The following is a 25599-nucleotide window of genomic DNA, read 5'->3' on the forward strand; positions in this document are numbered from 1 at the left end:
TCAAGGCGTTGAGGGATTGATTCAGGTGGTTTGAGCGGCGAACCGGCCAAGGGCCTGAATCGCAGGACATATCTACCCGGCTTAGCTTTCCAGCTTGGCTGGGAAACCGGGCGCGCGCAGATCCATGTCGACGGCATCCTCAAGCAGTTTGACGATCTGGGTCGACCAGGCGCCGCCGCCATATTCCTGTTTGCCCATCAGGAAAATCTCACTCACAAGCGGCGCCAATTGGAGTGGCAGTCTGAACTCCCTGCCCATCGCAAGCGCAAAGCCGAGGTCCTTCAGTGCCAGGTCCATGGTGAAGCCAATGTCGTAGGAGCCGTTGAGGATGAGCTGGCTTTCGGTCTCATGGGCGAAGCTGTTGCCGGAGGAGGCGACGATGGCGTGGTAGGATTGCGCGAGGTCGAGGCCGCCTTGCTTGGCCAACATCAGCGCCTCGCCGGCGGCGACGAGATGGATGAAGGCCAGCATGTTGGTGATCACCTTGATCACCGCCGCCGAGCCGACCGGACCCATCAGGAACGACTTTGCGCACATCGCTTCGATGGCCGGACGATGGCGCTCGTAAAGCGCAGCATCGCCGCCGACAAGCGCGGTGATCTTTCCGACCGCGGCCAGATGCACGCCGCCGGTGACCGGGCACTCAAGCGTTTCGACGCCCTTGGCCGAGGCGAGGGCGGCGAGGCGCAGAATCTCGTCGCGGCCATTCGTCGACATCTCGATCCATGTGCCGCCCTTGGGCAATCCTTCCAGCAGTCCACCGGGACCAGCCAGCACCGCTTCACTGACCTTGGGCGAGGGCAGGCATGTCATGGCGTTGCCGGCTAGCGCTGCCGCTTCAGCCGGGCTGGTCGCGGCCGTGGCGTCGAGCGCCACGAGGCGTTCGACGGCGGCGGGGTCGCGGTCGAAGACGATGACGACAAAACCGTTGCGCAACAGGCTGGCGGCAAGGTTGGCGCCGAGATGGCCAAGGCCGATGAAGGCGTAGCGTTCGCTCACGGCATCAGCGGCGTTTGCATCATCTGCAAATGCAGGTCCTTGCCGGTGTAGGGATGCGCGTCGCAGACCGCTTCGTCCAGCTCGACGCCGAGGCCCGGCTCCTTCGATGGAATGACATTGCCGTCCTGCCATTCGATCTTCTTCTTGAGCAGTGTCGCGTGGAAGCCGTCCCACTGCTTCAGCGATTCCAGGATGAGGAAATTGGGCAGCGTCACCGCCAGCTGGATGTTGGCGGCGCCAACGATCGGCCCACAATAGCAGTGCGGCGCGATCTGGATGTGGTAGGCCTCGGCCATGGCGGCGATCTTCTTGGTTTCGAGAATGCCGCCGGAACGGCCAAGGTCCGGTTGCAGGATGGTGGCGGCGCGGTTCTCGATGATTCGGGCGAATTCGAACTTGGTCGTCAACCGCTCGCCGGTGGCGATCGGGATCGACGTGCCTCGCGCCACCTGAGCCATCACTTCGGGCATGTCGGGCGGCACCGGCTCTTCGAACCACAAGGGATCGTAGGGCTCGATGGCACGTGCCATGCGCAGCGCACCCGACGCGGTGAACTGGCCATGCGTGCCGAACAGAATATCGGCGCGGGTGCCGACCGCTTCGCGGATCGCCTTGACCATGCGGGTGGAGACATCGATGTCGATCAGGCGCGGCTGGTGGCCGTCGAAGGCGGTGTAGGGGCCTGCCGGGTCGAGCTTGACGGCGTTGAACCCCTGCTCGACATATTCGAGCGCGCAGGCGGCCGCCAATTCGGGGTCATTGTAGACGTTCCGGCCGTCCGGCGCGTCCTCCGAATGGACGCTGCCGGTGTGCGGATAGAGATAGGTGTAGGAGCGCAGCGTCTCGTGCACCTGGCCGCCGAGCAGTTTGTAGACCGGCTTGTCGGCTTCCTTGCCGACAATGTCCCAGCAGGCCATTTCCAGCGCCGAGAAACAGCCCATGCCGGTAACGTCGGGGCGCTGGGTAAATCCTGAGGAATAGGCGCGGCGGAAGAAGGTCTCGATGTCATGCGGATCGTGGCCGATCAGGTAACGCTCGGCCATGTCCTCGACCAGCTTCGCTGTTATGTGAGCCGAGAAGGTGGCGTTGTAGGCCTCGCCGTAACCGACGACGCCGCCATCGGTGGTCAGCTTGACGAAGATGAAATACTTGCCGCCGATGCCGGGCGGCGGGTTGCCGACTACCCAGGTCTTGACGTCGGTGATCTTCATTTTTGGTCCTCCAGAACCAGTTCGGCGCCCTTCCATCCGGTCATGACCGAGGCGGCGTTGGTGTTGCCGGTGATGTTGGCGGGAAAGATCGAGGCGTCGATGACACGCAGACCTTCGAGCCCGTGCACTTTCAGGCGCGGGTCGACGACGGCGGCCCCGGCGTCCGGCCCCATGCGGCAGGTCGAGACCGGGTGATAGACGGTGCCTGAGCGCTTCCTGAAATCCTGGATCAGGTCGGCATCCGATTGGATCGATGGGCCCGGCAAAACCTCCTCAGTGATGATCTCGGCCATGGCGGGCATCGAGGCTATCTTGCGCACGAATTTCACCGCCGCCAGCATCTCGTCGACATCGGCGTTGGTGGAATAGGCGTTGGCGACGATCCTGGGATAGTCCAGCGGATTGCTGGAGCGGATCATGATCTCGCCGCGGCTGGACGGGCGGCAGTTGGAGAGGCCGATGGAAAAGCCCGGCCACGGATCCGGCGTCAGGATCGGCCGCTCGCCGCTCTTCGGAATGACGGTCGAGAAAGCCTGGAAATAAAGCTGCATGTTGGGGCGCGAAAACGCCGGGTCGGTTCGGAAGAAGCCGCCGCCATGGTTCATCGACAGCGACAGCGGGCCGGAGCGGGTGAGGATGTACTGCATGCCGACCAGCAGCTTGCCCCACCAGGGCCGCAGGATTTGGTTGAGCGTCGGCACGTTTCCCTTGAAGGTATAGTTGATGCCGACATGGTCCTGCAGATGCGCGCCGACATTTTCGTTGGCGTGGACGACCGGGATGCCAAGCCCCTTGAGCAGTGACGAGGGGCCGACGCCGGACAGTTGCAAGAGCTGCGGCGAGTTGATCGAGCCGGCGGACAGGATGACTTCGCGGCCGGCCCGCGCCGTCTTGGTCTCGCCGTTCTGCAGATATTCGATGCCGACGGCTCGCTTGCCCTCGAACAGGATCCTGCTCGCCAGCGCATTCGTCTCGACGCGGACGTTTTTGCGCTTCATCGCGGGGCGCAGGAAGGCGCGCACGGCCGACATGCGGCGGCCGTTTTTGGTGGAGATCTGGTAGGTGCCGACGCCTTCCTGGGCGGCACCGTTGAAGTCGGGGTTGAGCGGCAGCCCGGCTTGCTGGCCGGCGGCGAGGTAGCGCCTGGTCAGCGGATGGACGGCGTTCGTCGTGTCGGTGATATGCAGCGGCCCGCCGGTGCCGCGCCATCTATCGGCGCCGGCCTCATTGTCCTCAAGCGCCTTGAAGCCCGGCAACAGATCGTCATAACCCCAACCGGGATTGCCGGCATCGCGCCAGTCGTCAAAGTCCTCGCGCGCGCCACGGATCCAGACCATGGCGTTGATCGAGCTGGAGCCGCCAAGCAGCTTGCCGCGCGGCCAATGGTCGACATTGCCGGCAAGGCCGGGGTCCGGCTCGGGCTTGTAGTTCCAGTTGACCGCCGGATCGAAGAAGGTCTTGCCGTAGCCGAGCGGCATCTGGACATAAAAGCGGCGGTCGCTGCCGCCGGCCTCCAGCACCAGCACGGAGAAGCGGCCCGAAATCGACAGCCTGTCGGCCAGAACCGAGCCGGCCGAGCCGGAGCCGACGATGATGAAGTCATAAGTCTGCATGATTGGTGTTGGCGGCTCCGCAAAACTGAGCGCAGCCTATCCGCGACGGCTTGGCCGCGCCCCTGCGGCTTCCGGCATGGCTTGTGAAAAAAGCGACCGTGAGACGCCTGGTCGGAAAAGCCACCATGGAACCGACATTGCGCCGGGAGCCTCGCCCGTCGCGTTGACCTCTTGGGTCCATGACGCTACGGGATCAAGGGCTATCGCTTCAGGGGAATCTCGGATGGTGCATTACGCGGACGGACGGCCGATCGGTGATCTGACCTTGCGTACGCTCGCCATGCCGGCCGATGCAAATGCGGCCGGCGACATCTTTGGCGGTTGGGTGATGGCGCAGATGGATCTTGCCTGCGGCATCCGTGCGGCCGAGCGGGCCAAGGGTCGCGTGGTGACGGCGGCTGTCAAGGAAATGTCCTTCGCCAAGGCGATGAAGATCGGCGACACGCTGTGCATCTACACCCATGTCGAGCGCGTCGGCCGCACCTCCATGACGCTCAAGGTCGAGGCCTGGGCGCAACGCTACCTCTCCGACCTGATGGAGAAGGTCACCCACGCCGATTTCGTCATGGTGGCGCTGGATAGCGACGGCAAGCCGAAGCCGATTCCAACCGAAAGTTGACATCGTCGATTCTGCCAAGCTTGCGCTTATGTAACATCCCCCGCGCGGGCGATGCGCTGCGCGACATCCAATGGTTGCCTTCCACATCCGATTCTGCGGGCGGCGGAGGGAAGACAATGCGTCAACACATGCTGAACGGCTGGCTCGTGGCGGCCCTCGCGGTGATCTGCGTGCTTGGCACGACCGCTTATACCGAGATCAGGAAAGAGCTTCCAAGCGTCGCCTGCACGCACGACCGGACCGTTGGCAACGAGCGGACTGCCCAGCGGTCTGCAAGGGTAGAGACGTGCGGCGCAGTGTGTTGCAGCAACCCTGCGTCAAAGTGCCTGAGGGCCCGTCAGCGGAAGACCTCGTCAGCCTCAAAATGATGATGCGCCGGCGAACGAAACGCTGCAGCTATGTCGCGATGGCGTGACCAACGATGCACGGGCGGATCCAGTTAAACCCGGGTACGCGTCGTCGACGGCAAAATCCGTAAACTATTGCTGGGCAACGGTTTTCAGGCGTGCACGCCATCGAATCTTTCACGCGCCGCCTGGACCCGCGAGGTGTTCTTCCGCGCCCATTCGCCGAGCGCGCCGACCGGCACCAGCAGCTCATGGCCGAGCTCCGTCAGCTCATAGTCGACGCGTGGCGGGATGGTCGGGAACACGGTTCGGGTGACGAAGCCGTCGCGCTCAAGACCGCGCAAGGTGGTGGTCAGCATCTTCTGCGAAATGCCGCCGACAGCGGCGCGCAACTCATTGAAACGCAGCGGTCCGCCGCCCAGCTTGCCGACGACCAGAACGGTCCATTTGTCGCCGACGCGCTGCAGGATTTCCGAGACGGCGCGGCAGTCTTCGGTGTTGTGCGGGTGCCTCAGTAACATAACGGTGCCTCCTTGCGCTGCCATTTGTCAGTATCTCATATAGCGCCGGTATCCAAACGATACCAGCTTCTGCATATATGGAGAGCCCCATGTCCAAGCCCAAAATCGCCATCGTCGTCGGTTCGACACGCGCCGCGCGTTTCGCCGATGTGCCCGCCCAGTGGATCGCCAAGATCGCGAAATCTCATGCCGACATCGACGTCGAGACCGTCGACCTGCGCGACTGGCCGCTGCCCTTCTTCGACGAGGTCGCCTCGTCCGCCTGGGCGCCGTCGCAGAACGAAGTTGCCCAGCGCTGGCAAAAGAAGGTCGCCGAATTCGACGGCTTCATCTTCACCGCCGCCGAATACAATCATGGCCCGACGGCCGTGCTGAAGAACGCCATCGATTACGCCGCCAATGAATGGAACAAGAAGCCGGCCGGTTTCGTCGGCTATGGCAGCGTCGGCGGCTCGCGCGCTGTCGAACATTTGCGTCTTGCCGCGGTCGAATTGCAGATGGCGCCGGTCAAATCCGCCGTTCACATTGCCTGGAGCGATTTCCTGGCGGTGCGCCATGGCGAGAAGAAGCTCGAGGAGATCGAGCATCTGAACCAGGCTGCCACGGCGCTGGTCAACGACGTTGCCTGGTGGGCCCGCGTGCTCAAGGCAGCGCGTCAGGCCGACGCGATTGCCGGCGAAGCCCAGGCGGCCTGAGCCTTATCCTCCCAAGGATCGATGATTTTTCCAAAGGGCGGCGTTTGCGCCGCCCTTTTTCATTCACGTGAAGAGGCGCTCTCGGCTCCCTTGGCCGGATGGTGGAGTCGGACCGGCAAGGTCGCGCTGATGCCTTGACGATCCCGCGCGAAGGATCGCCGCCTGTCACAGCCAACCGCCGGAAAACCCGGCCCGGCGCAGTCCTGTGGTGATGGCCGGCACGCGGCGCATCAATCGCCACAGGAAGTCGGACCGGTAGTTCTCGATCATCAGGGCGATCGGCCCCTGGTTGATGCCGACATGGTCCGGCGATACCCAACCGCAGGCGCGGCCGTCGTCGGCAGCGATCGTCGGGTTGAAGCTCGCGGTGAAGCCGTAAGGGTTGCCGTCGCGCAGGTCCATCTCGTGGAAATGGCGCAGCGCCGGCAGCACGATTTCCGGCGCAAAAGGCAAGGAGGCGATTGCCGCCCATGGCGACAGCGTGCCGTCATCGGGGCCAAACGGTGCGCCGCGGGCGAGATAACCGAAGAAGCGGCGTCCATCGGCTCGCCGCGCGATCGGACCTGGGCCGTCGCTGGCGGTGACGCCCCAGCAATTCTCGCCATAGCCCGCGAACCCCCTCGGATTGCGGATTGCGTAATCGCGCTGCAGATACGTCGCCTGGCGGCTGTTTTCGAAATAGTCCCGGTCGTGATCGCGCATGAAGGCATCGCGGATGTCGCGAAAATCGATCCAGATATGCGAGAACTGGTGGATGAAAAGCGGGCCGGCATAGACCATCTCGCGGCCGTAGATGGTCTTCCATTTGTAAGTGGACAGCCAGGCCGCGTAGCTCTCGGGAGTTAGCGAGTGGGTCGGCGAACCGAGACCCAGGACGTACAGGATCAGCGCCTCGTCAAATCCTTCCCAGCGGTAGCGGAGAAAGCCTTTTCCAGGCCGCCAGCCATGGGTGACGGTGGCGCCGCCGTTCTGCGCCCAGCGCCAGTCGGCACGGCGGTAGAGCGCATCGGCAAGCTGGCGGATTTCCAGTTCGAGCTCATCGTCCTCGTCGAAATAAGCGCCGGCGGCCAGAACACCGGCAAGCAAAAGGGCGGTATCGATCGTGGACAGTTCGCAATTCCAGACGCGGCGGCCGGTCTTCATGTCGAGGAAATGATAGTAGAAACCCCTGTAGCCGGTGGCATCGGGCTCCGGCCCGTGCGGGGAGTTCCAGAAGAAGCGAAGCGTGGCGAGCGTCCGTTCGATTGCGGCATCGCGCGTCATGAAACCGCGATCGACACCGACGGGATAGGACGACAAAGCGAGCCCGACGGCGGCTATGCTGGCAGGCGACGCCTGCGTGTTGCGGTCGGCGACCAGGCCGTTGGCAGGGTTGGCCTCGTTGAGAAAATACTCGAAGGACAGGCGCTGGATATCTTGGAGAAGCTCGTCGTTTAGCGCGTGTTCGTTCGATGCATCCATGACAATCGATATAGAGGCTTTGGCTGCTTTTGCCATTCTTCCAGCGGATCAATCATGGGTGAGGGCAGGCTGGGGCCGATAGCGAAAGGCGCTGCCGACGCACCGAATTCAAATCGAGGGGCTGCGAAGATCGGTTGGACCGCCATATGCACGGCCCTGCCATCTGGCCCGGCCGTCCTCCCCTGATATATCCGGCTGCGATCCATCACATGAGCATGCCCCGTGAAGTCACCCAGCCTGTCAGGCGTCGTTTCCCCCATGACCCCGGTGCTGATCTGTGCACTTGCGATCTTCCTTCTGTCCGCCATGGATGCGGCGATGAAAATCCTGGTGATCGCCGTCGGTGTCTACAACACGGTGCTGTGGCGAAGCATGCTTGCGAGCGTGGTCGCGGGCACGGCCTGGGCGGCGGGGCCGCGTTCCCTTCCCACGCCTTCCGTGCTGCGGCTACACGCGCTGCGCGCCGTGGTCGTGGGCATCGTTCTGCTGTCGTTCTTCTGGGGCCTTGCCAGATTGCCGCTGGCGGATGGGATCGGGCTTAGTTTCGTCGCGCCGCTGTTCGCTCTCCTGCTGGCGGCGCTGCTTTTGGGCGAACGCATACAGCGCCAGGCGATCTGGGCGTCGCTGGCGGGCATCGCCGGCGTCGTCATCATCATGGCCGGACAGTTCGGGCAAGGGAATTATACCGGGGATGCCCTGCTTGGCACGGTGGCGGTGCTCGCATCGACGGTGTTCTACGCCTACAATCTGATCCTCTCGCGGCGGCAGGCGCTGGTGGCCAAGCCAGTCGAGATCATGCTGTTCCAGAACCTGTGCGTTGCCGCCGTCCTTCTCCCCGCCGCTCCCTGGCTCGCGGTTGCCCTGCCGGGCAATCTCTGGCTTCCGCTGGCCGGGGTGACGGCGCTGTCGCTCTCCGGGCAGTTCCTGATGAGCTGGTCCTACGCGCGGGCCGAAGCGCAATATCTGATCCCGACGGAGTATTCTGCCTTCATCTGGGCGATCGTGTTTGGCTGGCTGTTCTTCGACGAGGCGGCGACCTGGACCACGCTGGCTGGAGCGGCCCTGATCGTGGCCAGTTGCCTGATCGCCTCGCGCTCCAATCCGAAGCTTGCCGAACCGATCGAAGCCGCGGTCTGAGGGCGCTATTCGCTTTGACGGCAGAGTGTCAACGCACCACTTCGCGATGGCCGCTGGGCAGCCGGGTGGCGATCAGCTTGTCGATGCGGCGGCCGTCGAGGTCGACGACCTCGAAACGCCAGCCTTGCGCGTCGACGCATTCGCCGGTCGCCGGCAGATGGTGCATGTGCGACAGCACATAACCGGCGACGGTCTCGTAGTCGCGATTTTCCGGCAGGTCGATACCGAGAACGTCAGCCATCTCGTCGGCTTGCATGTATCCCGCGAGCAGCCATGAGCCGTCCTCGCGCTTGACGGCGTTTTCCTCGTCGCCGGCGTCGGTATCGGCCCGGAAGACGCCGGTGATGGCCTCGAGAATGTCGGCAGGTGTGACGATCCCTTCGAAATGGCCGTATTCGTCATGCACCAGCGCCATCGGCACGTCGGATTCCTTCAGCTTCTGCAGCACATCCAGCGCGTCGGCCTGGTCGTAGACGATGGGGGCGGCGCGCACATGCTTGCGCGGATCGAGTGCGCGGCCGGCGAGCAGGGCGGCCAGCACGTCGCGCGTCTGAACAACGCCAACCATGACGTCGACGCCGCCGTCGCCGGCCGGCAGGCGCGAATGCTGGGTCTCCATCAAGAGCTTGCGGATGGCACCCTCATCGGACTGCAAGTTGATCCAGTCGACCTCGGTGCGCGGCGTCATCACGGCGCGCACGGCGCGATCGCCGAGCCGCATGACGCCGGCGATCATGCGCCGCTCGTCAGATTCGATGGTGCCGTGGTGCTCGGCCTCGGCGACCAGCATCTTGATCTCTTCGTCGGTGACTTTTTCCTCGCTCTCGCCGCGCTGGCCGAGCAACCACAATATGGCGCGGCCGGAAATGTCGAGCAGGAACACCAGCGGCGCTGAGACGGTGGCGAGGATGGTCATCGCAGGCGCTGCGCGGGCCGCAACACGCTCGGGATCGCGCAGCGCGATCTGCTTGGGCACCAGTTCGCCGACGATCAGCGAGAAATAGGTGATGATCGCAACGACAATGCCGACGCCGAGCGGATCGGCGATGTTTTCGCGCATGCCGGTCGAGGCCAGGTACACCGACAGCCTGTCGCCCAGCGTGGCGCCGGAGAAGGCGCCCGACAGCACGCCGACCAGAGTGATGCCGATCTGCACTGACGACAGGAATTTGCCGGGATTGGAGCCGAGCGTCAGCGCACGCCCGGCGCCATTAACGCCGCGGTCGATCATCGCCTTGAGCCGCGCCGGGCGCGACGACACGATGGCGAGCTCGGACATCGACAGAAGGCCGTTCACACAGATGAGGACGACCACGGTGGCGATTTCGACGTATAGCATCAGGGCTCAATAGCATTGCGGCGGGCCGCAGGAAAATAGTCCGCGATGATTTTTGGAAAATGACAGTGGTTCAGGGGAATTGCCTGAGCACCCCGACAACAGCCTTGCCGTCGGTGAAATAGGGATCGCCGCCGCCGTTGCGTCCGGTCCTGGTGGCGCCGATGCCCGGGATGTCGCTCACCGAGATCACCATGCCGGCCGCCGACAGGTCGTGGATCACGAGATCGCGCTCGGCGTCGATGTCAGGGGCGATATGGTGGGTGATGGCGCCGGTATCGTGGCTGAGACCAACGCCGCGGTCGAAGCTGGCCGAGCCCATCCAGAGCGTTCGGCCGTCGTCGCCGGTCGCATCGCTGCGCCAGAAGCGGACATGATGGCGCCGGTCGGCGCTGCCGCCGACCGGCTTTTCGAAGGCGAGATCCTGGGCGCGGCCTTCGAACAGCAGCCGGCTGACCGGGGCGTCAGGATAGGGATGATCGAACAGCACGCTCTCACCGATTTCGATCGCGGTCTTTAGCGTCACGCCATCGGCCGTATCCCATCCGGCCATGGCGAAGGCATGGATCATCTCTTTTTCGGTACCGACAAGGCCGATATTGATCGGGTCGCCCGGAATGCCTTGCGGCGTGTGTGTCACCATCTCGAAAGTCTGCGTGCGAAAGCCGCGGTCGCGAACCGTCCAGAATTCCGGCGCAGCGACATAGGCGAGGGCCAGCCAGACCGCCAGAAGAGCGGCGAGCCAGGTCAATGCGCGTCGTTGCAGGCTTCGTCGGCTCATGAAAGCGGCTCGATCCGTGCGGTATCTGTGCCTGACGGACCCTGGAAATCAATGGCCAGCGGCGAGCAGCCGTTCTATCGTCGGCCATCGTTTTTGCGGGGGGTGAGCAGCAATGGATAAGAAGCCGGTGGGTCGCAGCTCGATGGCATTGACCGCGGACCTTGTCGCAAGGGTGGAGCGTGTCGAACCGGATCCGGGTCCCGAGCCCGGAACAACCGAGCATACAGACGCGGAGTTCGATAGTCTTGTCGAGCAACTTCTGTCGGAGCATCGGCCTGAAGCGCTATGGGTCTTTGCCTACGGGTCGCTGATCTGGAACCCCGAATTTGCCCATGTCGAGCAGCGCCCGGCCACGGCGCCAGGATGGCACCGCTCGTTCTGCCTGACGCTGACCCGTTGGCGCGGAACCCGTGATTTGCCGGCGCTGATGCTGGCGCTCGATCGAGGCGGCAGCTGCAACGGCATCGTCTATCGGCTGCCCGCGGAAGACCATGTCGGGCAACTTGGCCAGTTGATGCGCCGCGAGATCGATGCCAATCCGCCGACTAACGTGCCATGCTGGATCAAGGTCAAGACCAAGGATGGGCCGTTGCGGGCCTTGGCTTTCGTCGCCGCGCCAGACGGCAGGGCCTATGCCGGCCGGCTGCCATTGGAGCAGGTTGCCGACACGCTGGCGCGGGCTGCCGGGCATTGGGGCTCGTCGGCTCAATACCTGTTCCGAACCGTCAGCAAGTTGGAAGAGAGCGGTATCCGCGACAGGAACCTTTGGCGCATCCAGGATCTGGTGGCCGAGCAAATCATCGCTTCCACCGGGAACGCCAATCCCGACTGATTTCTGAACGGTGAAACGCCTTAGCGGCAGGCGCGGTAGCCGCTTTTGCGGTTCTTGATGTCGAAATGGAAATGGTTGCGGTGATCGTAATTGTAGCCGGGACCGAGCACGGTGGTGAAATACTGGCAGCCGTCGGCACGCACATTGTTGAGGAAGCCGCGGGTGCGGAAGGCAAACAGGCCGGGCTTGCGCACGTCGATGTCGTCGCCGTTGTTGAGCTCGATGCTCATGACGTCGAGGGCGTTGCCCTTGCCGTGCTCGGACAGGACACCTTCGCCGGCGATGTTGCGGCAGGAATAGCTCGAGCCCTGGTGGATGGTCTTGACGCCCGAGAAATAGCGCCAGCGGGCGGAAGGAACCAGTTCGTTGCTGGTCCAGGCGGCGAAACTTGCGGCCATGTCGCAGGTCAATGTCGCGGCGGGCTTCATCTGGATGCCGCCGATGGCGGAGACCTTGACCGGCCAGTCTATGCCGCACTGTCCCTCATGGATCGGCTGGACATCGGTGTAGACGACGCGAAGGCGCTTCAGCTCGCCACGGCAATCGGTTTCGCTGGCCGGCATCTGCTGCGGCTCCGACATCGGCTCGTCCATGCGCGGATAGGCGGCAGTCATATAGGGATTGGACGGGACGAGCTTCTGCATGCCTTCATATTGCGGCACGGCCGCGGTCTGCGAGCCGACATCGACGGCCGGCTGCAGCGACAGCACGCTGCCAGTGTTGCAAGCCGAAACGGCGGCCAGCGCAAGACCGGTGGCCAGTATCGCTGCGCTTTTTGCCTTCGCGGCGCGAAATATTGCGGCCATGGGCGGAATCCTGTCCTTGATCGGTGGGATTTTAACGATCAAGGGTAAAGGAAAACTCAGCGTTCCCGTTCATGCCTGCGGCCGAAATGCGGCAGCCAGACCATCACCGGCATGACGATCACTGGAGGGCCATTACTGGCAGAAAGTGCCACCATTCCGGCGCGGTTCGAGATCGAGATGGAAATGCAGGGAATGGTCCGGGTCCGCGCCCGGTCCAAGCACGGTGTTGAACGGTCCGCAGGCGGCCTTGCGCACCGCATTGAGGAATTTGCCGTCCTTCTCGGGCGGCGTTGGACCGACTTCGACCTTTCTGCCATCCGACAACGTGAAGCTGGCAATATCGAGCGCGTTGCCGAAGGCATGTTCCGACAGATGGCGCGTGCCGTTGCGCGGCCGGCAGACAAAGGCCGATGCCTGGTTAATCGATTTCAGGTCAGCTCCGAACTCGGCTTTCGCCGCCGGCTGTATGATTTCGGCGGCAAAGCGGGCTGCAGCCTCGGCCATTGGGCAGTTGAGTTCGGTCGCGGGGCCGATGGCGATGGATTTTCCGAGCGACTTCAGCACCAGGGGATAGGGGATCGAGCAGCCGATGTCGGGATTGCTTTCCGCCTTATGCTCCTCGAATTCGACACCAAGGGCCGTCAGCCGCTCGCGACAGGCGACTTCCGCCGCCGGCATTTTTGCATCGGGCACATCGGCCGAGCGCGCATCGGGCAGCATCTTCTTGTCGCCGGCATCGGGTTTTTCAGGTGGTTGCGGAGCAACGGCCAGCGGCTGAGCTTCAGGTTCCGAAGTGTCTGGCTTTTGTGTCGGAATCGGCACCGCGGCCGGCGGCTCGGGCTCGCTTTGCTTATCGGTCGACGGCTTCGGGGCTGACGGTCCGGGCCGCGCCTGCTTTTTCAAACGGGACTTTTCTTCGTTGAATCGATCGTCATTGGACCGGTTGGGCGCGCCAAGGGGGTTCGCACCTTCGGCCTTTGTCGGTGCCGCGCCGGTCTTCGGCGCCTCTGAAGGACGCGCCTCGGGCAGCGGGACAACGCGCGAGGGCTGCACCGGAACATCGGCGGGCGAGGGCTCTTTATCCGGGGTCTTTTGTTCCACCTGCTTTGGCGTGATGTGCCGCTGTGGCCTGGGCTTCTGGCGGTGTTTGCTGCGCGGCTTAGGATGCGAGTCGACCCGCGGTGAAAACAGCTGCTCCAACCGCTGTGACAGCGGCGTGTAATGCTTCTTGCGCTGTTTGGCGTCGGCTTGCGTCAGCAGGGGCGTCAGCAGCAGAGCCGTGACGACCATGACCAGTGCAACCCTGCATGTTCGGGAAAGTACAACAGACCCCATCGTCCTCAACGGCGCGAGCGCCCGGAGGTTGCCTGCGGCCCATCACGAACGGTAACGACGTCGTTACGCGCCAATCGCTTCCAGCCCTTCTTCCAGCCAGTCGGCCAAAAGCGGCATGCCGAGCAGGTATTTCGCCGTGCGCTTGTTGGCGCGGTCGCGCGCAGCGGCAACCGCATCGGACCATTCCGCTGCGTCATAGTCGCCGCGGCCGACCCAGGCCAGCGCGATCAACTCGGCCGCTTCGTCGACGTTGAGGTCGTTGATCAGCTCGCGCAGCTCTTCCTCGGTGAGGTCTTCCGCGCTTTCCTCCGCCAGACCGTCATGGTGGTGATTGGCATGTGATTCACCATCGAGCTCGACCTCATGCTCGGCATCGTCGGCATAGTCTTCGTTGACGGCAGCACTCAGTCCCTTTGCCTTGAGAATGAACAGGCGCACGGTGTCCGGGCCGATCGATAGCTCCCATTCCCGCTCACGGCGCTGTTGCACTCTCGGGCACCCCCGCTGATCATTTCCCGAATGATAGCGGATTTGCAGCGCGCGTCACGTCATGTTCTGATCCCTGGCTCCCGCCTTTGACCGAATTCAGGTTAGGCACGGCCGCACAAATAGTTTCGGCGGCTGCGGGTTTCCGGGATGAAAAGTCTGCATCCCGGCGTTAGCTTTTCATTATCGTCATTTTCCCTCAAGATCGTCATTATCCCTCAAGGAGGCTTCGATGCATAAAAGAGTGTTGATCCAGGCGGCTGCGGCGCTTGTGGCGCTGCAGTTCTTTGCGGTTCCGGTGTTTGCGGCCGGCGGCGGTGGCGGTGGTACCGAGACCACCACCCAGTGCAAGAAGGGGCAGGTCTGGGACAAGAAAAAGCAGAAATGCGTCGCGCCGAAGTACGGCATGCTGGACGACGACAACATCTACGATGCTGGTCACGACCTGGCCATGGCCGGGCGTTATGATGAGGCGATCGCCGTGCTCAGCCTTGCCGCCAACAAGCAGGATCCACGCATCCTCAACTATCTCGGCTATTCGCATCGCCATTCCGGCCGTGTCACCGTCGGCCTCGGCTATTACGAGGAAGCGCTCCGCATCAACCCGGATTACACGCTGGTGCGCGAATATCTCGGCGAGGCCCATCTGCAGATCGGCGATCTGGCCGGCGCCCAGGCGCAGCTGGCCGAGATCGAGAAGCGGACCGGCAAAGGTTCCCGCGAATACGGCATGCTGGCCGAACAGATCTACCATTTCATGAGAAGCTGACCCAACCCCAACGGCTTCTCTGGGCCGGCTGCGAGCAATCGCAGTCGGTTTTTTGGTTGTCGCAACTGCAACACGCTGCACGTGCCGTAACGACAATTGGACAATCGGCTCATGATTTTTCAAAAAGCCTGCTTTTTCAGCGTGAAAAACGCGCGAGGATCGCTATATTGGGGAAAACTGCGGTGAAACGGTTCCGTTAGCCCGAGGCTGCCGGACCCGTTTTCTTTTTATACCCATCGACAAGGCTTTCCCCGAAATGCGGGGGTGGCGGCAGGAAAGGTCAGGCATCATGAACAAGGTCCCGATGACAGGCGAGGGGTTCGCGTCATTGAAGGAAGAACTGCGCTGGCGCCAGCAGCAAGAGCGGCCGCGTATCATCGAGGCGATCTCCGAAGCGCGCTCGCATGGCGACCTGTCCGAAAATGCCGAATATCATGCCGCCAAAGAGGCGCAGAGCCTCAATGAGGGCCGTGTCAACGAACTGGAAGACTATATTGCTCGGGCCGAGGTGATCGACGTCACCAAGCTTAGCGGCGACAAGGTCAAGTTCGGCGCCACGGTGGTGCTGGTCGACGAGGACACCGAGGAAAAGAAGACCTACCAGATCGTCGGCGACCAGGAAGCGGATGTGAAGTCGGGCCGTATTTCGATCTCCTCGCCGATCGCGCGCGCGCTGATCGGCAAGGAAGTCGGCGACGCCATCGAGGTCAACGCCCCTGGCGGCGCCAGGGGTTACGAGATCGTCCAGGTGCAATTTATCTAGCACCTCAGAATTTCTGGAAGGTCCTATGCCGCAGCTTGGAGCTTAAGGGCTAATAGCTTTTCTGCTTCCGACACCACCTGTGCCGGCACGAGGCGCTCCCCCGATGTGGCCAGCAACGTTGAGGCATATTGCCCGCGCGGGCCGGTCAAACCCGGCTCGGTCGCCAGGAACACCGCGACCGTCGGCAGGCCGAAGGCGCTGGCGAGGTGGGTCAGACCGGTGTCGGCGCCGATAACCAGCGTCGAGCGGCCAAGGATCGCGGCAATGTCTGCCAGCGGCGATCTCGGCACCACGATCGTTGGCGGCACGGCTTTTGCGATCGCCTTGGCCACCGCCTTCTCACGCTCGTTCGACCAGGTGGTGACCGGCGTCATTCCGCTACCAACCAGCAGGCGAGCCGTTTCGATCCAGTCTTCGGCGGGCCATTTCTTGTCCTCGCGGCTGGTGCCGTGCAGCAGGAAGGCCGTCTTGCCGTCGATGCCGGCCAGGCCGCCGGGAGGCGGCACAATCCCGGATGCGAGCGCCGAAAGATCGGGCTCGTAGCCCAGCGCCAGCCCGAACAGCCGGCGCGTGCGTTCGATGGCGTGCAGGTTGCGCGGCACGGCGTATTTGCGCTGGTAAAACAACGTTGCCGAGGGCTCCCGCGCGCTTGCGCGGTCGAAACCGACAACCGGCGCGCCGGCCTGGGAGGCGACAAAGGCCGACTTTAATAACCCTTGCGCATCGATAACCAGATCGTACTGGCCCACGTGCATTTCCCGGCGCAGGCCGGCTATCTCGCGCCATGTACCGCTGTCGAAAAGTTGCTTGCGCCAGCGCCGGATCGCCACCTTTTGGATGGTTCGGATCGCCGGATGCAGCGCGACGATGCCGGCAAAGGCTTCTTCGACGCACCAGTCGAAGGCGATATCGGGGCGCTTGCGGCGTGCATCTTCGACGGCGGGGAAGGTGTGGGTGACGTCGCCCATCGAGGAGGTCTTGACGATCAAAACCTTCATGCGGCGGCCGGGAGTTCCAGCAACCTGTCCGCCGCCGCTGCCACTTGGGCAACGTCCAGCGTCTTCAGGCAGTTGAGGTGGCCGAGCGGGCAGATCTTCCGGTGGCAGGGCGAACAGGACAGATGCAACCAGATCAGTTCGCGCTGTTCAGCCAACGGCGGCGTGTTTTCCGGCGAGGTCGAACCGTAGACGGCAACGACCGGCGTGCCGACGGCGGCCGCGACATGCATCAGCCCGCTGTCGTTGGACACCGCCAGCCTGGCCGCGGCGATCAGGTCGATGGCGTCCTCCAGCCGCGTCTTTCCTGCCAGATCGACGACACCGGGCGCGAGTGCTGCGATCTCGGCGGTGACGTCGCGATCGTTCTTCGAGCCGAACAACGCGACCTCGAATCCTTTCGCCATCATCTCTCCGGCGAGGCGGGCATAGCTTTCGCTAGGCCAGCGTTTGGCCGGACCGAATTCGGCGCCGGGCATCATGGCGACGAATTTTCCCGGCTGCAGGTCGAAGCGAGCGAGCAACTCTTTCTGATTGCCGCCATCGACGGTCAGGTGCGGCGCCCGGAAATGGCCACCCTGGGCAAGACCGAAATAGGCCTGCGCGGTGCGCCGTTTGACGGCATCGGGCAGCGGCACGATGTCGGTCAGCAGGCCGTAGCGCATTTCCCGGAGATTGCCGAAACGGCGCGGAATGCGGGCAAAGAACGGGATCAGCGCCGATTTCCAACTGCCCGGCAGGACGTAGGCCATGTCGTAGCGGCCGCGCAGCAGGCGGCCGAAGCGGCGGCGAATGATGAATTCGAGCGCGCCGGGTTGCAGCGGGAAATCGATCTGCTGGCGAATCTCGGGCATGCGCTTGACCAGCGGGGCCGCCCAGGCCGGGGCAAGCACGTCGATGGCGGCGTTGGGATGGAGCTCCTTCAACGCCGAGAACAGGCACTGAGCCATGACCATATCGCCCACCCAGCGTGGGCCGATCACGAGGATCGTTGGGCTTTCAGCCATTCGACATAGTCTCTGACGCCGGTTTCCACGCTGCGGAATTGCCCATTATAGCCGGCTGCGCGCAAGCGGGACATATCAGCCTGGGTAAAACTCTGGTAGCTGCCCTTGAGGTGATCGGGGAATTCGATGAACTCGATCTCGCCCTTGCCCAGCGTATCGATCACGGTCTCGGCAATGGCGCGGAACGGCTGGGCGCGGCCGGTGCCGCAGTTGAAGATGCCGCTCGAGCCGCGCTTCCACAGCCACAGATTGACGTCGGCGACATCGCCGACATGAATGAAGTCGCGGCTCTGTTCGCCAGGCCCGAAGCCGTCATGGGCGCCGAACAGCTTTGGGTTTTCGCCGCGCCCGACCTGGTTGAACAGATGGAAGGCGACCGAGGCCATGGCGCCCTTGTGCGCCTCGCGCGGGCCATAGACGTTGAAGTAGCGCAGGCCGGCGACCTGCGAATGATCGGTGTCGAACACGGTGCGCCTGACATAGTCGTCGAATAGTTTCTTCGAATAGGCGTAGACGTTGAGCGGCCGCTCAAGTGCGGGGTCCTCGCGAAACTCCGAACCGCCGCCGTAGACGGAAGCCGAGGAGGCATAGAGGAAGGGCACGCGCAGCGACAGGCAGGCATGCAGCAGCCGTTTCGAATAGGCGTAGTTCACGTCCATCATGAACTTGCCGTTCCATTCCGTGGTGGTCGAGCAGGCGCCCTGGTGGAAGACGGCCTCGACGCGGCCTAGGTCGCCGGCTTCCAAGGTGGCCAAGAATTCGTCCTTGTCGAGATAGTCGGCTATCTGCAAATCGGCCAGGTTGGCGATCTTGTGGCCGTCGGTGAGGTCGTCGACGACGAGGATGTCATCATGGCCTTCGGCATTGAGTGCGGCGACGATGTTGGAGCCGATCATGCCGGCCCCGCCCGTGACGATGATCATGAATGCCTCTGGTTGCTTGCGATTCCGGTCCTTATAAGGGAGGCCAAGCGTACTGTCGATGAAGCACCACGACGCCACAGTGAGACCGCGAAGCGGCCCGCTTTATTCGAGGCCCGCAAGCTAGGGGACAAAAAATGCCGTCGACCGAACTGCTCATTGCGTTTTTCGCCACCACGGCGATCTTTGCCTATATTCCAGGACCGGCGATGCTCTATGCCGCCGCGCAGACCATGGCGCGCGGGCGCTGGTCGGGGCTGACGGCGGCACTTGGCATCCATCTTGGCGGTTATTTCCATGTCTTTGCGGCTGCCGCCGGGCTGTCGGTGCTCTTCCATGCGGTGCCGCCGCTCTACATGGCGGTCAAGCTCATCGGCGCGCTCTATCTGATCTGGCTTGGCGTGTCCTTGCTCCGCAAGCGCGGGGACGGTGACAGGGCGATGCCGGCGATCGAGCGCAAATCGGCGCGCCCCGCATTTTTCGAGAGCATCACCGTCGAAGTGCTCAATCCGAAGACGGCGATCTTCTTCATGGCGTTCCTGCCACAGTTCATCGATGCCTCGGCGGGGTTCCCGGTGTGGCTGCAATTCGTCGTGCTGGGCACCATCGTCAATTTAATGTTCTCTTCGGCAGATATTGTCTGCGTGTTGCTGGCAGGCATGGTGATCGCCCGGCTGAAGCGCTCCAGCCGTGCGCAGCGGATCATGCAGCGGGCGGGCGGGGCGGTGCTGGTCGGACTGGGCGTCCACGTCGCGCTGCAGAAGAGCTGACGGCCGCCCTGACGTTGCGCTGCGCGGATTTGCGGTATATCGGCTTCGCCATGAACGATCCGGCCCGTAAATTGACAATTTTCAGCGTGATTGAGGTCGGCCTTTCCCTCGCATTGCCAGTGACATGATCAAGCACAATCCGCCTTCGCCCGAACCTTTGCACCGCGCCATTGCCCGCTTTGGCGACGTTGCCGTGCTGGTGGTCGGCGACTTCATCCTCGACCGTTTCGTCAACGGCGTCATCGAGCGCATCTCGCCGGAAGCGCCGATCCCGGTGCTGCACGGGCGCGGCGAGACCTCGACGATGGGCGGCGCAGGCAACGTTGTCGCCAACATCGTCTCGCTGGGTGCCAGCGCTATTCCCATATCGGTGATCGGCACCGATGTGGCCGGCGACAATCTGGTGCGCATGCTGCGCGAACTCGGCGCCGATACGGCTGATATGGCGCAGGAGCGCGGTCGCATGACGTCGTCGAAGAGCCGCTTCAGCGCGCTCAATCAGCAGGTGCTGCGCTTCGATGAGGAAGAGATCAAGCCGCTCGACGACAAGGAACGGGCGGACCTGGTCCGGCATTTTCGCGCCGCACTCACGCGCGCCGACATCGTCATTCTGTCCGACTATGGCAAGGGCATCTTGCTCGACGGCGTCGCCGCCGACCTGATCGCCATCTGCCGCGAGGCGGGAAAACCGGTGCTGGTCGATCCCAAGGGCCGCGACTATGCGCGCTATGCCGGCGCGACCGCCATCACGCCCAACCGCAAGGAGCTTGGCGAAGCTGTCGGTCGCCCGGTTTTCGCCGACGACGAGATCGTCGCGGCGGCACGCCAGCTGATTTCGGCACATGGCTTCGACTTCGTCGTCGCCACCCGCAGCGAAAAGGGCATGAGCGTCGTCGGCGCGGATGAGGCGCGCCACATCGCCACCCAGGCGCGCGAAGTGTTCGACGTTTCGGGCGCCGGCGATACGGTCATCGCGAGCTTCGCGCTGGCTCTGGCCGCGGGCGCCGATCGCGTCATGGCCGCCTCCATCGCCAATGCCGCCGGCGGTGTGGTGGTGGGCAAACGCGGCACCGCGCGGCTGACCGTGGAGGAACTCACCGGCGCGCTGTTCCGCTCGCACGGCCCCACCGCCCACAAGGACGCCATCCTCGATGCCGCATCGGCCGCGCGCATGGTGGCGGCGTGGAAGGACGAGGGCCTGAGCGTCGGCTTCACCAATGGCTGCTTCGACATATTGCATGCCGGCCATGTCAGTCTTCTCCACGCGGCGCGCAGCCAGTGCGACCGGCTGGTGCTCGGCCTCAACAGCGATGCCTCGGTGCGTCGGCTGAAAGGCGCCGGGCGCCCGGTCAACGATCAGCATGATCGTGCCTGCGTGCTCGCCGCCCTGGCCTCGGTCGATGCGGTCGTGGTGTTCGAAGAGGATACGCCGCTGGCGCTGATCGAGGCGCTTCTGCCCGACATTCTGGTCAAGGGCGCCGACTACACGGTCGAAACCGTTGTCGGCGCCGATGTGGTGCAGAAGGCGGGCGGGCGCGTCGTCCTGGTCGACCTTGTCGCCGGCAAGAGCACCACCGGCACGATCGGCAAATTGCGCGCCGGCGGCGGTACCAACTGAGGGATTTCATGTCCGGACTGAATGACTATCTGGTCCGCTCGGCGGCCGCGATCACCGCGACAGTCGAGCGTGACCTGACCGCCGAGATGGAACGTGCTGTGAGTGCGGTCGTCGCCGCGCTTTCCTCGGGCAAGGCGCTGCTGGTCTGCGGCAATGGCGGCTCGGCCAGCGACGCCATCCACATTGCCACCGAACTGGTCGGCCGCTTCCTTAAGGAGCGCAAGGCCTACAATGTGATTGCGCTGCCGGCCAACGCGGGCATGCTGACCGCCTGGGGCAATGACTATGGCTTCGACACCGTGTTTTCGCGCCAGGTCGAGGCGCATGGCGCGCCCGGCGGCGTGCTGCTTGCCATCTCGACCAGCGGCAATTCGCCGAGCATTCTGGCTGCCGCCGAACAGGCTCGGATGATGGGCATGACGGTGGTCAGCCTCACCGGCGACAGCGGTGGCAAACTCAAGCCGCTCACCGACATACTGCTCAACGTGCCCTCGACCTCGACGCCGATCATCCAGCAGGGACATCTCTGCCTCTACCACTATCTCTGCGAGGTGGTGGAAGACCGTCTGTCGAATGGCTGACACCGGGGCCTACGGTCCATACCCGCTGGCTGAGCCCGGCCTGTGGGTTGAGCGGGTGGGTTCGCGGGTGTTTCCAGCCAGCGCGCCGGCGCTGTTCCTCGACCGCGACGGCACCATCAATGTCGACACCGGTTATCCCGACGATCCAGCCAAAATGGCGCTGCGCGACGGCATCGTGCCGGTCATCGCGGCGGCCAACCGGGGCAACATCCCGGTGGTCATCGTCACCAACCAGTCCGGCATCGCGCGCGGCTATTTCGGCTGGAAGGAATTTGCCGCGGTCAACGGCCGGGTTCTCAAGCTGCTTGCCGCCGGCGATGCCTTCGTCGACATGGTTCTGGCCTGCGCCTACCACGAGGCGGGCAGCGGGCCACTGGCGGTCGCCGACCATCCAATGCGCAAGCCCAATCCGGGCATGCTGCTACAGGCCCGGCAGCGTCTCGGCCTCGATCTCAAGCGCTCGCTGATAGTCGGCGACAAGGCCGCGGATATGCAGGCCGGACAACGTGCCGGCCTGCCGCGCGGCTGGCTGGTGGATGGCGAGGGAAGTAATGAGCCGGGCTTCGAGGTTCTGCCGCTGCGCAACCCCGATGATCTGGAACGGCTTTTGAGAGCTGTCGAGTCGCTCGGATCGAGACTGATTTAGCTTTCCGGATCTGTTGCGACGCAATCTCAATGGGTTAGCTTGAGCGTTTCACCGTTTCGCAGAAACGGCGAGCCGATCCATTTCTTTGCTTTGACGCTATTCCCCAGGAAAGCACCACGCTCTTTTGCGGAAAAACTGCAGAGATCAGACATCATTCAAGCAAGAAATTTGCAGATGTCATTCCATCGAAGAACGAGGGGAATTCATTGAAGAAAGCAATCTCTGTTGCCGTTGTCTTGTTGATATTGGCTGTGCTTTCAGCCGTGGGGTATGTCTGGCAAAAACACGGCGTGTATGGGCTCAATGCACTTCTTCGCCGCGGCGGAAGCTACTGGATCGCCGTTGCACCCGACGATGCGCGTCTCTCGCCTGCCATGCAGCTTGCGTTGAAATCGGAAATTCCTGATGTGACCGGTGGAGCCAGCTCATGGAATGAAACCGAGCCTGGATTCCAGGTCAGAGAAATCCCCGTCATGGCGGGCGACCGTGAAATTGACCGGCTCTATCTCAACCGTTTCGATCCAGCCAAATTCCGTTTCGTTGCCCGTAACGAGCCCAGTGGTGCCAAGGACATCGACCAGTGGGAAGCGGCACTCAATCCACAAGGCACAGGCGGCACCGTTCTGATCGTCAATGGCAGTTATTTCGGACTGAAGGGCGAAGCCGACACGCCCTTTGTCAGCATGGGTGCGAGGCTCGGGCCGGATGAATACGATGCGAAGGCCGGCGCCTGGTTCGTGAATGCCTCCGGCACGCATGTGGTCGATCTCAATTCACGTGACTGGCGCGCAGTCACGGAGAATGCCGAAAACGCTATGGTTTCCTATCCATTGCTTGTCGGTGAGGACGGCCGCAACAATGTACGCGCCAAGAGCAACTGGTTGGCCAACCGCACCTTTATCGCGGAAGATCGTCAGGGCTGGATCATCGTCGGTTCGACCAAGGACGCTTTCTTCTCGCTGGACCGGCTAGCAAACTTCCTGTTGCAGACCGACCTCGATCTCAAGACGGCGCTAAACCTCGATGGCGGGCCTGTTGCCTGCCTCAGCGTCCGCTCCGGGAACTACCGGTTGAAACACTATGCCAAGTGGGAAGCCCAGGTCGCGGATGGCGACGTCTCACTGCTTCAAGCACCGCTAGATGTGCCCTGGGGATTGCCTGTTGTTCTCACGGTGGAGCGCAGGTAGCAGATCCTGCCCTTGGCAGGGTGGGTCAAAGTACTCCCGATTCCGTAGCTGAAACCGGATGGCATATTCAACCTTGGCCGCTCATGTTCACGCAATCTGACCCGGAATACCCTACGATTTCGGCGCCAGAATTCGCTTTCTGGCTCATATTCGTCGTCAACATGATTGTGATCGGCGCGGCGTTCTCACGTCAAAAAACATTTTCCGTCTCAAATGGTTGCCGCATGTCATCACATTCGTCTGGCTTGCTTGCTCACCTATTTTGCTGGCCTTTTTAGCTTTGCCGGAGATGTCCCCTGGTGAGAGCCCCGGCCCTGGGGACGGCTTCATTCTTTTGCCAGTTGTCGGAGAGGTAGCAGTGTGTCTGTTGGGGTATGTCTTGGTCGGCGTCGCACATGCTTTTTCGAAGTTAATCTCGCTTATCAGGCGCTGAACGCCACCAGCCCTTCGTCCTTGACGCGGCGGATGGTCAGCGCGGTGCGCACCGTGTCGACATTCGGCGCCGAAGCCAGTTCTTCGATGACGAAGGTCTGGAAGGTGCCGAGATCACTCGCCACGCAATGCAGCAGGAAGTCGGATTCGCCCGAGACCATCCAGGCGTCGCGCACGATCGGCCAGCCGCGAGTGCGCTCGGCGAAGGTTTTGAGTTCCGCGTCGGCCTGGTGATGCAGGCCGATCAGGCAGAAGGCGACGACATCCATGCCGAGCGCCGGCGCGTTGAGCAAAGCGCGATAGCCTTTGATGATGCCGGTTTCCTCCAGCCGCCGGACACGGCGCAGGCAGGGCGGCGCGGAAATGCCGACGCGGCTCGACAGTTCGACATTGGTCATGCGCCCGTCGGCCTGAAGCTCGCGCAGAATCTTCCAGTCGATGGCGTCGAGGTCGGCTTTCAGGGGCATGGCGGTCTCTGCTTAGCGCAAGAATCTTTCGCGATCTCGTCATTAAACGACTTTTGTGGCGATGCCAGCCCTTGGTCGGGCGATTTTGCGACCGTAACGGAAGCGGCCATTGCGCGAATAAGCCTGTGGGCCGAAGCTTTCCGGGGACGACGGCCTGATCGTCTTGCTGGTGTGGTTGGCAACCCTTACATTACCAGCACCGTTTCACGTCTTTTTCCAAGGCACACTCGATTGTCCGCCCCGCAGAGGCTTTAGATGACCACCAAGCACGCGCCTGTCCTTATCATCGGTTCCGGCCCGGCCGGCTATACGGCGGCGGTCTACGCCGCGCGCGCCATGCTGAAGCCGATGCTCGTCGCCGGCCTGCAGCAGGGCGGCCAGCTGATGATCACCACCGATGTCGAAAACTATCCGGGCTTCGCCGATCCGATCCAGGGCCCGTGGCTGATGGAGCAGATGCTGAAGCAGGCCGAGCATGTCGGCACTGACATCGTCAACGACATCATCACCGAGGTCGACCTCAATGTGCGGCCGTTCCGCGCCACGGGCGATTCCGGCACCACCTACACGGCCGATGCGCTGATCATCGCCACCGGTGCGCAGGCGAAGTGGCTGGGCATCCCCACCGAACAAACCTTCATGGGCTTCGGCGTGTCGGCCTGCGCCACCTGCGATGGTTTTTTCTATCGCGGCAAGGATGTCGCTGTCATCGGCGGCGGCAATTCGGCGGTGGAGGAGGCGCTCTATCTCTCCAATCTGGCGAAGAGCGTGACCGTCATCCACCGGCGCAACGATTTCCGCGCCGAGCGCATCCTGCGTGAGCGGCTGTTGAAAAAGGACAATGTCCGAGTCATCTGGGACACGATCGTCGACGAGATCACCGGCCGGCCCGGCAAGACGCCGCTGCCGCCTTCGGTCGAAGGGCTGAAGCTCAGAAATGCGATGACCGGCGAGGTCAGCCATCTCCAGGTGGACGGCGTGTTCGTGGCGATCGGCCATGCGCCGGCGGTGGAATTGTTTGTCGGCAAGCTGAAGCAGAAGCCGAACGGCTATCTGTGGACGGCGCCGAATTCGACCCGCACCGATGTGCCCGGCGTGTTCGCCGCCGGTGACGTGACCGACGATATCTACCGTCAGGCGGTGACCGCCGCCGGGCTCGGCTGCATGGCCGCGCTCGAGGCGGAAAAATACCTGGCCGGCATCGAGGTGCACCGCGAAGCGGCGGAATAAAATCTATCAAGACGGCGTCGCAAGCCGTTCAAAAG

The 25599-nt window shown here is 63.0% G+C and carries 26 protein-coding genes; 12 read left to right on the plus strand and 14 right to left on the minus strand.

Features of this window, described 5'->3' with window-relative positions; translation table 11 throughout:
- Positions 1-81 precede the first annotated feature (81 nt).
- From NKJ78_RS27345 to NKJ78_RS27355, 3 genes are read right to left on the minus strand one after another with little or no spacing between them, the layout of a single operon-like run.
- The gene (locus NKJ78_RS27345; RefSeq protein ID WP_023737832.1) at positions 82-999 is read right to left on the minus strand and encodes an NAD(P)-dependent oxidoreductase; all 918 of its coding nucleotides are present in this window, start codon (positions 997-999) and stop codon (positions 82-84) included.
- Positions 996-2210, minus strand: coding sequence for a mandelate racemase/muconate lactonizing enzyme family protein (locus NKJ78_RS27350; protein ID WP_023671997.1), 1215 nt, complete (start codon positions 2208-2210; stop codon positions 996-998). The genes NKJ78_RS27345 and NKJ78_RS27350 overlap by 4 nt, the downstream gene beginning before the upstream one ends.
- On the minus strand, positions 2207-3823 hold the full coding sequence (locus tag NKJ78_RS27355) for a GMC family oxidoreductase (protein ID WP_023737833.1): 1617 nt from the start codon (positions 3821-3823) through the stop codon (positions 2207-2209). Before NKJ78_RS27355 ends, NKJ78_RS27350 begins: the two co-directional genes overlap by 4 nt.
- Positions 3824-4046: 223 nt before the next feature.
- On the opposite strand from NKJ78_RS27355, the gene NKJ78_RS27360 reads away from it, so the two are divergent.
- The gene (locus NKJ78_RS27360) at positions 4047-4442 is read left to right on the plus strand and encodes an acyl-CoA thioesterase (RefSeq protein WP_023671995.1); all 396 of its coding nucleotides are present in this window, start codon (positions 4047-4049) and stop codon (positions 4440-4442) included.
- A 499-nt stretch (positions 4443-4941) separates the two neighbouring features.
- Here NKJ78_RS27360 and NKJ78_RS27365 read toward each other — a convergent pair whose 3' ends face one another.
- Positions 4942-5310, minus strand: coding sequence for a winged helix-turn-helix transcriptional regulator (locus NKJ78_RS27365; protein ID WP_023683744.1), 369 nt, complete (start codon positions 5308-5310; stop codon positions 4942-4944).
- 89 nt (positions 5311-5399) lie between these two features.
- On the opposite strand from NKJ78_RS27365, the gene NKJ78_RS27370 reads away from it, so the two are divergent.
- Positions 5400-6005: an NADPH-dependent FMN reductase gene (locus tag NKJ78_RS27370; RefSeq protein ID WP_023737834.1), complete on the plus strand. Its 606-nt coding sequence runs from the start codon at positions 5400-5402 to the stop codon at positions 6003-6005.
- Between the two features lie 165 nt (positions 6006-6170).
- On the opposite strand, the gene NKJ78_RS27375 is transcribed toward NKJ78_RS27370, so the two are convergent.
- Positions 6171-7466, minus strand: a complete 1296-nt coding sequence (locus NKJ78_RS27375) for a glucoamylase family protein (protein ID WP_023737835.1) — start codon at positions 7464-7466, stop codon at positions 6171-6173.
- 258 nt (positions 7467-7724) lie between these two features.
- On the opposite strand from NKJ78_RS27375, the gene NKJ78_RS27380 reads away from it, so the two are divergent.
- Positions 7725-8603 carry a DMT family transporter gene (locus tag NKJ78_RS27380; protein ID WP_050593096.1) on the plus strand — a complete coding sequence of 293 codons (879 nt, stop codon included), beginning with the start codon at positions 7725-7727 and terminating at the stop codon, positions 8601-8603.
- Positions 8604-8631: 28 nt separating this feature from the next.
- Here the strand turns inward: NKJ78_RS27380 and NKJ78_RS27385 are convergent, their stop codons facing one another.
- On the minus strand, positions 8632-9942 hold the full coding sequence (locus NKJ78_RS27385; RefSeq protein WP_023683747.1) for a hemolysin family protein: 1311 nt from the start codon (positions 9940-9942) through the stop codon (positions 8632-8634).
- 70 nt (positions 9943-10012) lie between these two features.
- Positions 10013-10720 (minus strand): LssY C-terminal domain-containing protein, encoded by a 708-nt coding sequence (locus tag NKJ78_RS27390; protein WP_023724930.1) that lies wholly within the window; start codon positions 10718-10720, stop codon positions 10013-10015.
- A 112-nt stretch (positions 10721-10832) separates the two neighbouring features.
- Between NKJ78_RS27390 and NKJ78_RS27395 the strand changes: the two genes are divergently transcribed.
- Positions 10833-11552: a gamma-glutamylcyclotransferase gene (locus NKJ78_RS27395; RefSeq protein WP_023737837.1), complete on the plus strand. Its 720-nt coding sequence runs from the start codon at positions 10833-10835 to the stop codon at positions 11550-11552.
- Positions 11553-11572: 20 nt separating this feature from the next.
- Here NKJ78_RS27395 and NKJ78_RS27400 read toward each other — a convergent pair whose 3' ends face one another.
- The 3 genes from NKJ78_RS27400 to NKJ78_RS27410 all read right to left on the minus strand — a co-directional run bounded on the left by NKJ78_RS27400 (position 11573) and on the right by NKJ78_RS27410 (position 14182).
- Positions 11573-12358 carry an extensin-like domain-containing protein gene (locus tag NKJ78_RS27400; protein ID WP_023737838.1) on the minus strand — a complete coding sequence of 262 codons (786 nt, stop codon included), beginning with the start codon at positions 12356-12358 and terminating at the stop codon, positions 11573-11575.
- Between the two features lie 132 nt (positions 12359-12490).
- Positions 12491-13558 (minus strand): extensin family protein, encoded by a 1068-nt coding sequence (locus NKJ78_RS27405; protein ID WP_352460606.1) that lies wholly within the window; start codon positions 13556-13558, stop codon positions 12491-12493.
- A gap of 198 nt (positions 13559-13756) precedes the next feature.
- Complete coding sequence (locus NKJ78_RS27410) at positions 13757-14182, minus strand: DUF3775 domain-containing protein (protein WP_352460596.1); 426 nt, start codon at positions 14180-14182, stop codon at positions 13757-13759.
- A gap of 229 nt (positions 14183-14411) precedes the next feature.
- Here NKJ78_RS27410 and NKJ78_RS27415 point away from each other — a divergent pair, with 229 nt between their 5' ends.
- Entirely contained in the window at positions 14412-14948 is a 537-nt protein-coding gene (locus NKJ78_RS27415; protein ID WP_023741092.1) for a tetratricopeptide repeat protein, read from the plus strand.
- 289 nt (positions 14949-15237) lie between these two features.
- On the plus strand, positions 15238-15711 hold the full coding sequence (gene greA / locus NKJ78_RS27420; protein WP_023683753.1) for a transcription elongation factor GreA: 474 nt from the start codon (positions 15238-15240) through the stop codon (positions 15709-15711).
- Between the two features lie 23 nt (positions 15712-15734).
- On the opposite strand, the gene waaC is transcribed toward greA, so the two are convergent.
- The 3 genes from waaC to rfaD are packed head-to-tail and all read right to left on the minus strand — an operon-like array spanning position 15735 to position 18636.
- Positions 15735-16709: a lipopolysaccharide heptosyltransferase I gene (gene waaC, locus NKJ78_RS27425; protein WP_352460595.1), complete on the minus strand. Its 975-nt coding sequence runs from the start codon at positions 16707-16709 to the stop codon at positions 15735-15737.
- The gene (gene waaF / locus NKJ78_RS27430; protein ID WP_352460594.1) at positions 16706-17713 is read right to left on the minus strand and encodes a lipopolysaccharide heptosyltransferase II; all 1008 of its coding nucleotides are present in this window, start codon (positions 17711-17713) and stop codon (positions 16706-16708) included. Before waaF ends, waaC begins: the two co-directional genes overlap by 4 nt.
- A complete protein-coding gene (rfaD, locus tag NKJ78_RS27435; RefSeq protein ID WP_352460593.1) occupies positions 17686-18636 on the minus strand; it encodes an ADP-glyceromanno-heptose 6-epimerase in 951 nt (316 codons plus the stop codon). Before rfaD ends, waaF begins: the two co-directional genes overlap by 28 nt.
- Before the next feature lie 134 nt (positions 18637-18770).
- On the opposite strand from rfaD, the gene NKJ78_RS27440 reads away from it, so the two are divergent.
- The 5 genes from NKJ78_RS27440 (at position 18771) to NKJ78_RS27460 (ending at position 23435) form a co-directional block, all read left to right on the plus strand.
- Entirely contained in the window at positions 18771-19403 is a 633-nt protein-coding gene (locus tag NKJ78_RS27440; RefSeq protein WP_023821581.1) for a LysE family translocator, read from the plus strand.
- A gap of 124 nt (positions 19404-19527) precedes the next feature.
- Positions 19528-21021, plus strand: coding sequence for a D-glycero-beta-D-manno-heptose-7-phosphate kinase (rfaE1, locus tag NKJ78_RS27445; RefSeq protein WP_023671976.1), 1494 nt, complete (start codon positions 19528-19530; stop codon positions 21019-21021).
- 8 nt (positions 21022-21029) lie between these two features.
- Entirely contained in the window at positions 21030-21602 is a 573-nt protein-coding gene (locus NKJ78_RS27450) for a D-sedoheptulose-7-phosphate isomerase (RefSeq protein WP_023671975.1), read from the plus strand.
- The gene (locus tag NKJ78_RS27455; RefSeq protein WP_023724926.1) at positions 21595-22248 is read left to right on the plus strand and encodes a D-glycero-alpha-D-manno-heptose-1,7-bisphosphate 7-phosphatase; all 654 of its coding nucleotides are present in this window, start codon (positions 21595-21597) and stop codon (positions 22246-22248) included. The genes NKJ78_RS27450 and NKJ78_RS27455 overlap by 8 nt, the downstream gene beginning before the upstream one ends.
- Positions 22249-22454: 206 nt before the next feature.
- Positions 22455-23435, plus strand: a complete 981-nt coding sequence (locus tag NKJ78_RS27460) for a phosphodiester glycosidase family protein (protein WP_245263849.1) — start codon at positions 22455-22457, stop codon at positions 23433-23435.
- Between the two features lie 422 nt (positions 23436-23857).
- Here NKJ78_RS27460 and NKJ78_RS27465 read toward each other — a convergent pair whose 3' ends face one another.
- Entirely contained in the window at positions 23858-24334 is a 477-nt protein-coding gene (locus NKJ78_RS27465; RefSeq protein WP_023671972.1) for an Lrp/AsnC family transcriptional regulator, read from the minus strand.
- A gap of 255 nt (positions 24335-24589) precedes the next feature.
- Here NKJ78_RS27465 and trxB point away from each other — a divergent pair, with 255 nt between their 5' ends.
- A complete protein-coding gene (gene trxB / locus NKJ78_RS27470) occupies positions 24590-25564 on the plus strand; it encodes a thioredoxin-disulfide reductase (protein ID WP_023671971.1) in 975 nt (324 codons plus the stop codon).
- Positions 25565-25599: the final 35 nt, after the last annotated feature.

The organism is Mesorhizobium sp. M0037, from assembly GCF_040323635.1.
Classification (GTDB): domain Bacteria; phylum Pseudomonadota; class Alphaproteobacteria; order Rhizobiales; family Rhizobiaceae; genus Mesorhizobium.

Coding starts and splice junctions, on each gene's coding strand:
- NKJ78_RS27350 (WP_023671997.1), bottom strand. CDS start 2,210: ATGAAGATCACCGACGTCAAGACCTGGGTAGTCGGCAACCCGCCGCCC.
- NKJ78_RS27355 (WP_023737833.1), bottom strand. CDS start 3,823: ATGCAGACTTATGACTTCATCATCGTCGGCTCCGGCTCGGCCGGCTCG.
- NKJ78_RS27360 (WP_023671995.1), top strand. CDS start 4,047: ATGGTGCATTACGCGGACGGACGGCCGATCGGTGATCTGACCTTGCGT.
- NKJ78_RS27365 (WP_023683744.1), bottom strand. CDS start 5,310: ATGTTACTGAGGCACCCGCACAACACCGAAGACTGCCGCGCCGTCTCG.
- NKJ78_RS27370 (WP_023737834.1), top strand. CDS start 5,400: ATGTCCAAGCCCAAAATCGCCATCGTCGTCGGTTCGACACGCGCCGCG.
- NKJ78_RS27375 (WP_023737835.1), bottom strand. CDS start 7,466: ATGGATGCATCGAACGAACACGCGCTAAACGACGAGCTTCTCCAAGAT.
- NKJ78_RS27380 (WP_050593096.1), top strand. CDS start 7,725: ATGACCCCGGTGCTGATCTGTGCACTTGCGATCTTCCTTCTGTCCGCC.
- NKJ78_RS27385 (WP_023683747.1), bottom strand. CDS start 9,942: ATGCTATACGTCGAAATCGCCACCGTGGTCGTCCTCATCTGTGTGAAC.
- NKJ78_RS27390 (WP_023724930.1), bottom strand. CDS start 10,720: ATGAGCCGACGAAGCCTGCAACGACGCGCATTGACCTGGCTCGCCGCT.
- NKJ78_RS27395 (WP_023737837.1), top strand. CDS start 10,833: ATGGATAAGAAGCCGGTGGGTCGCAGCTCGATGGCATTGACCGCGGAC.
- NKJ78_RS27400 (WP_023737838.1), bottom strand. CDS start 12,358: ATGGCCGCAATATTTCGCGCCGCGAAGGCAAAAAGCGCAGCGATACTG.
- NKJ78_RS27415 (WP_023741092.1), top strand. CDS start 14,412: ATGCATAAAAGAGTGTTGATCCAGGCGGCTGCGGCGCTTGTGGCGCTG.
- greA (WP_023683753.1), top strand. CDS start 15,238: ATGAACAAGGTCCCGATGACAGGCGAGGGGTTCGCGTCATTGAAGGAA.
- waaC (WP_352460595.1), bottom strand. CDS start 16,709: ATGAAGGTTTTGATCGTCAAGACCTCCTCGATGGGCGACGTCACCCAC.
- waaF (WP_352460594.1), bottom strand. CDS start 17,713: ATGGCTGAAAGCCCAACGATCCTCGTGATCGGCCCACGCTGGGTGGGC.
- rfaD (WP_352460593.1), bottom strand. CDS start 18,636: ATGATCATCGTCACGGGCGGGGCCGGCATGATCGGCTCCAACATCGTC.
- NKJ78_RS27440 (WP_023821581.1), top strand. CDS start 18,771: ATGCCGTCGACCGAACTGCTCATTGCGTTTTTCGCCACCACGGCGATC.
- rfaE1 (WP_023671976.1), top strand. CDS start 19,528: ATGATCAAGCACAATCCGCCTTCGCCCGAACCTTTGCACCGCGCCATT.
- NKJ78_RS27450 (WP_023671975.1), top strand. CDS start 21,030: ATGTCCGGACTGAATGACTATCTGGTCCGCTCGGCGGCCGCGATCACC.
- NKJ78_RS27455 (WP_023724926.1), top strand. CDS start 21,595: ATGGCTGACACCGGGGCCTACGGTCCATACCCGCTGGCTGAGCCCGGC.
- NKJ78_RS27465 (WP_023671972.1), bottom strand. CDS start 24,334: ATGCCCCTGAAAGCCGACCTCGACGCCATCGACTGGAAGATTCTGCGC.
- trxB (WP_023671971.1), top strand. CDS start 24,590: ATGACCACCAAGCACGCGCCTGTCCTTATCATCGGTTCCGGCCCGGCC.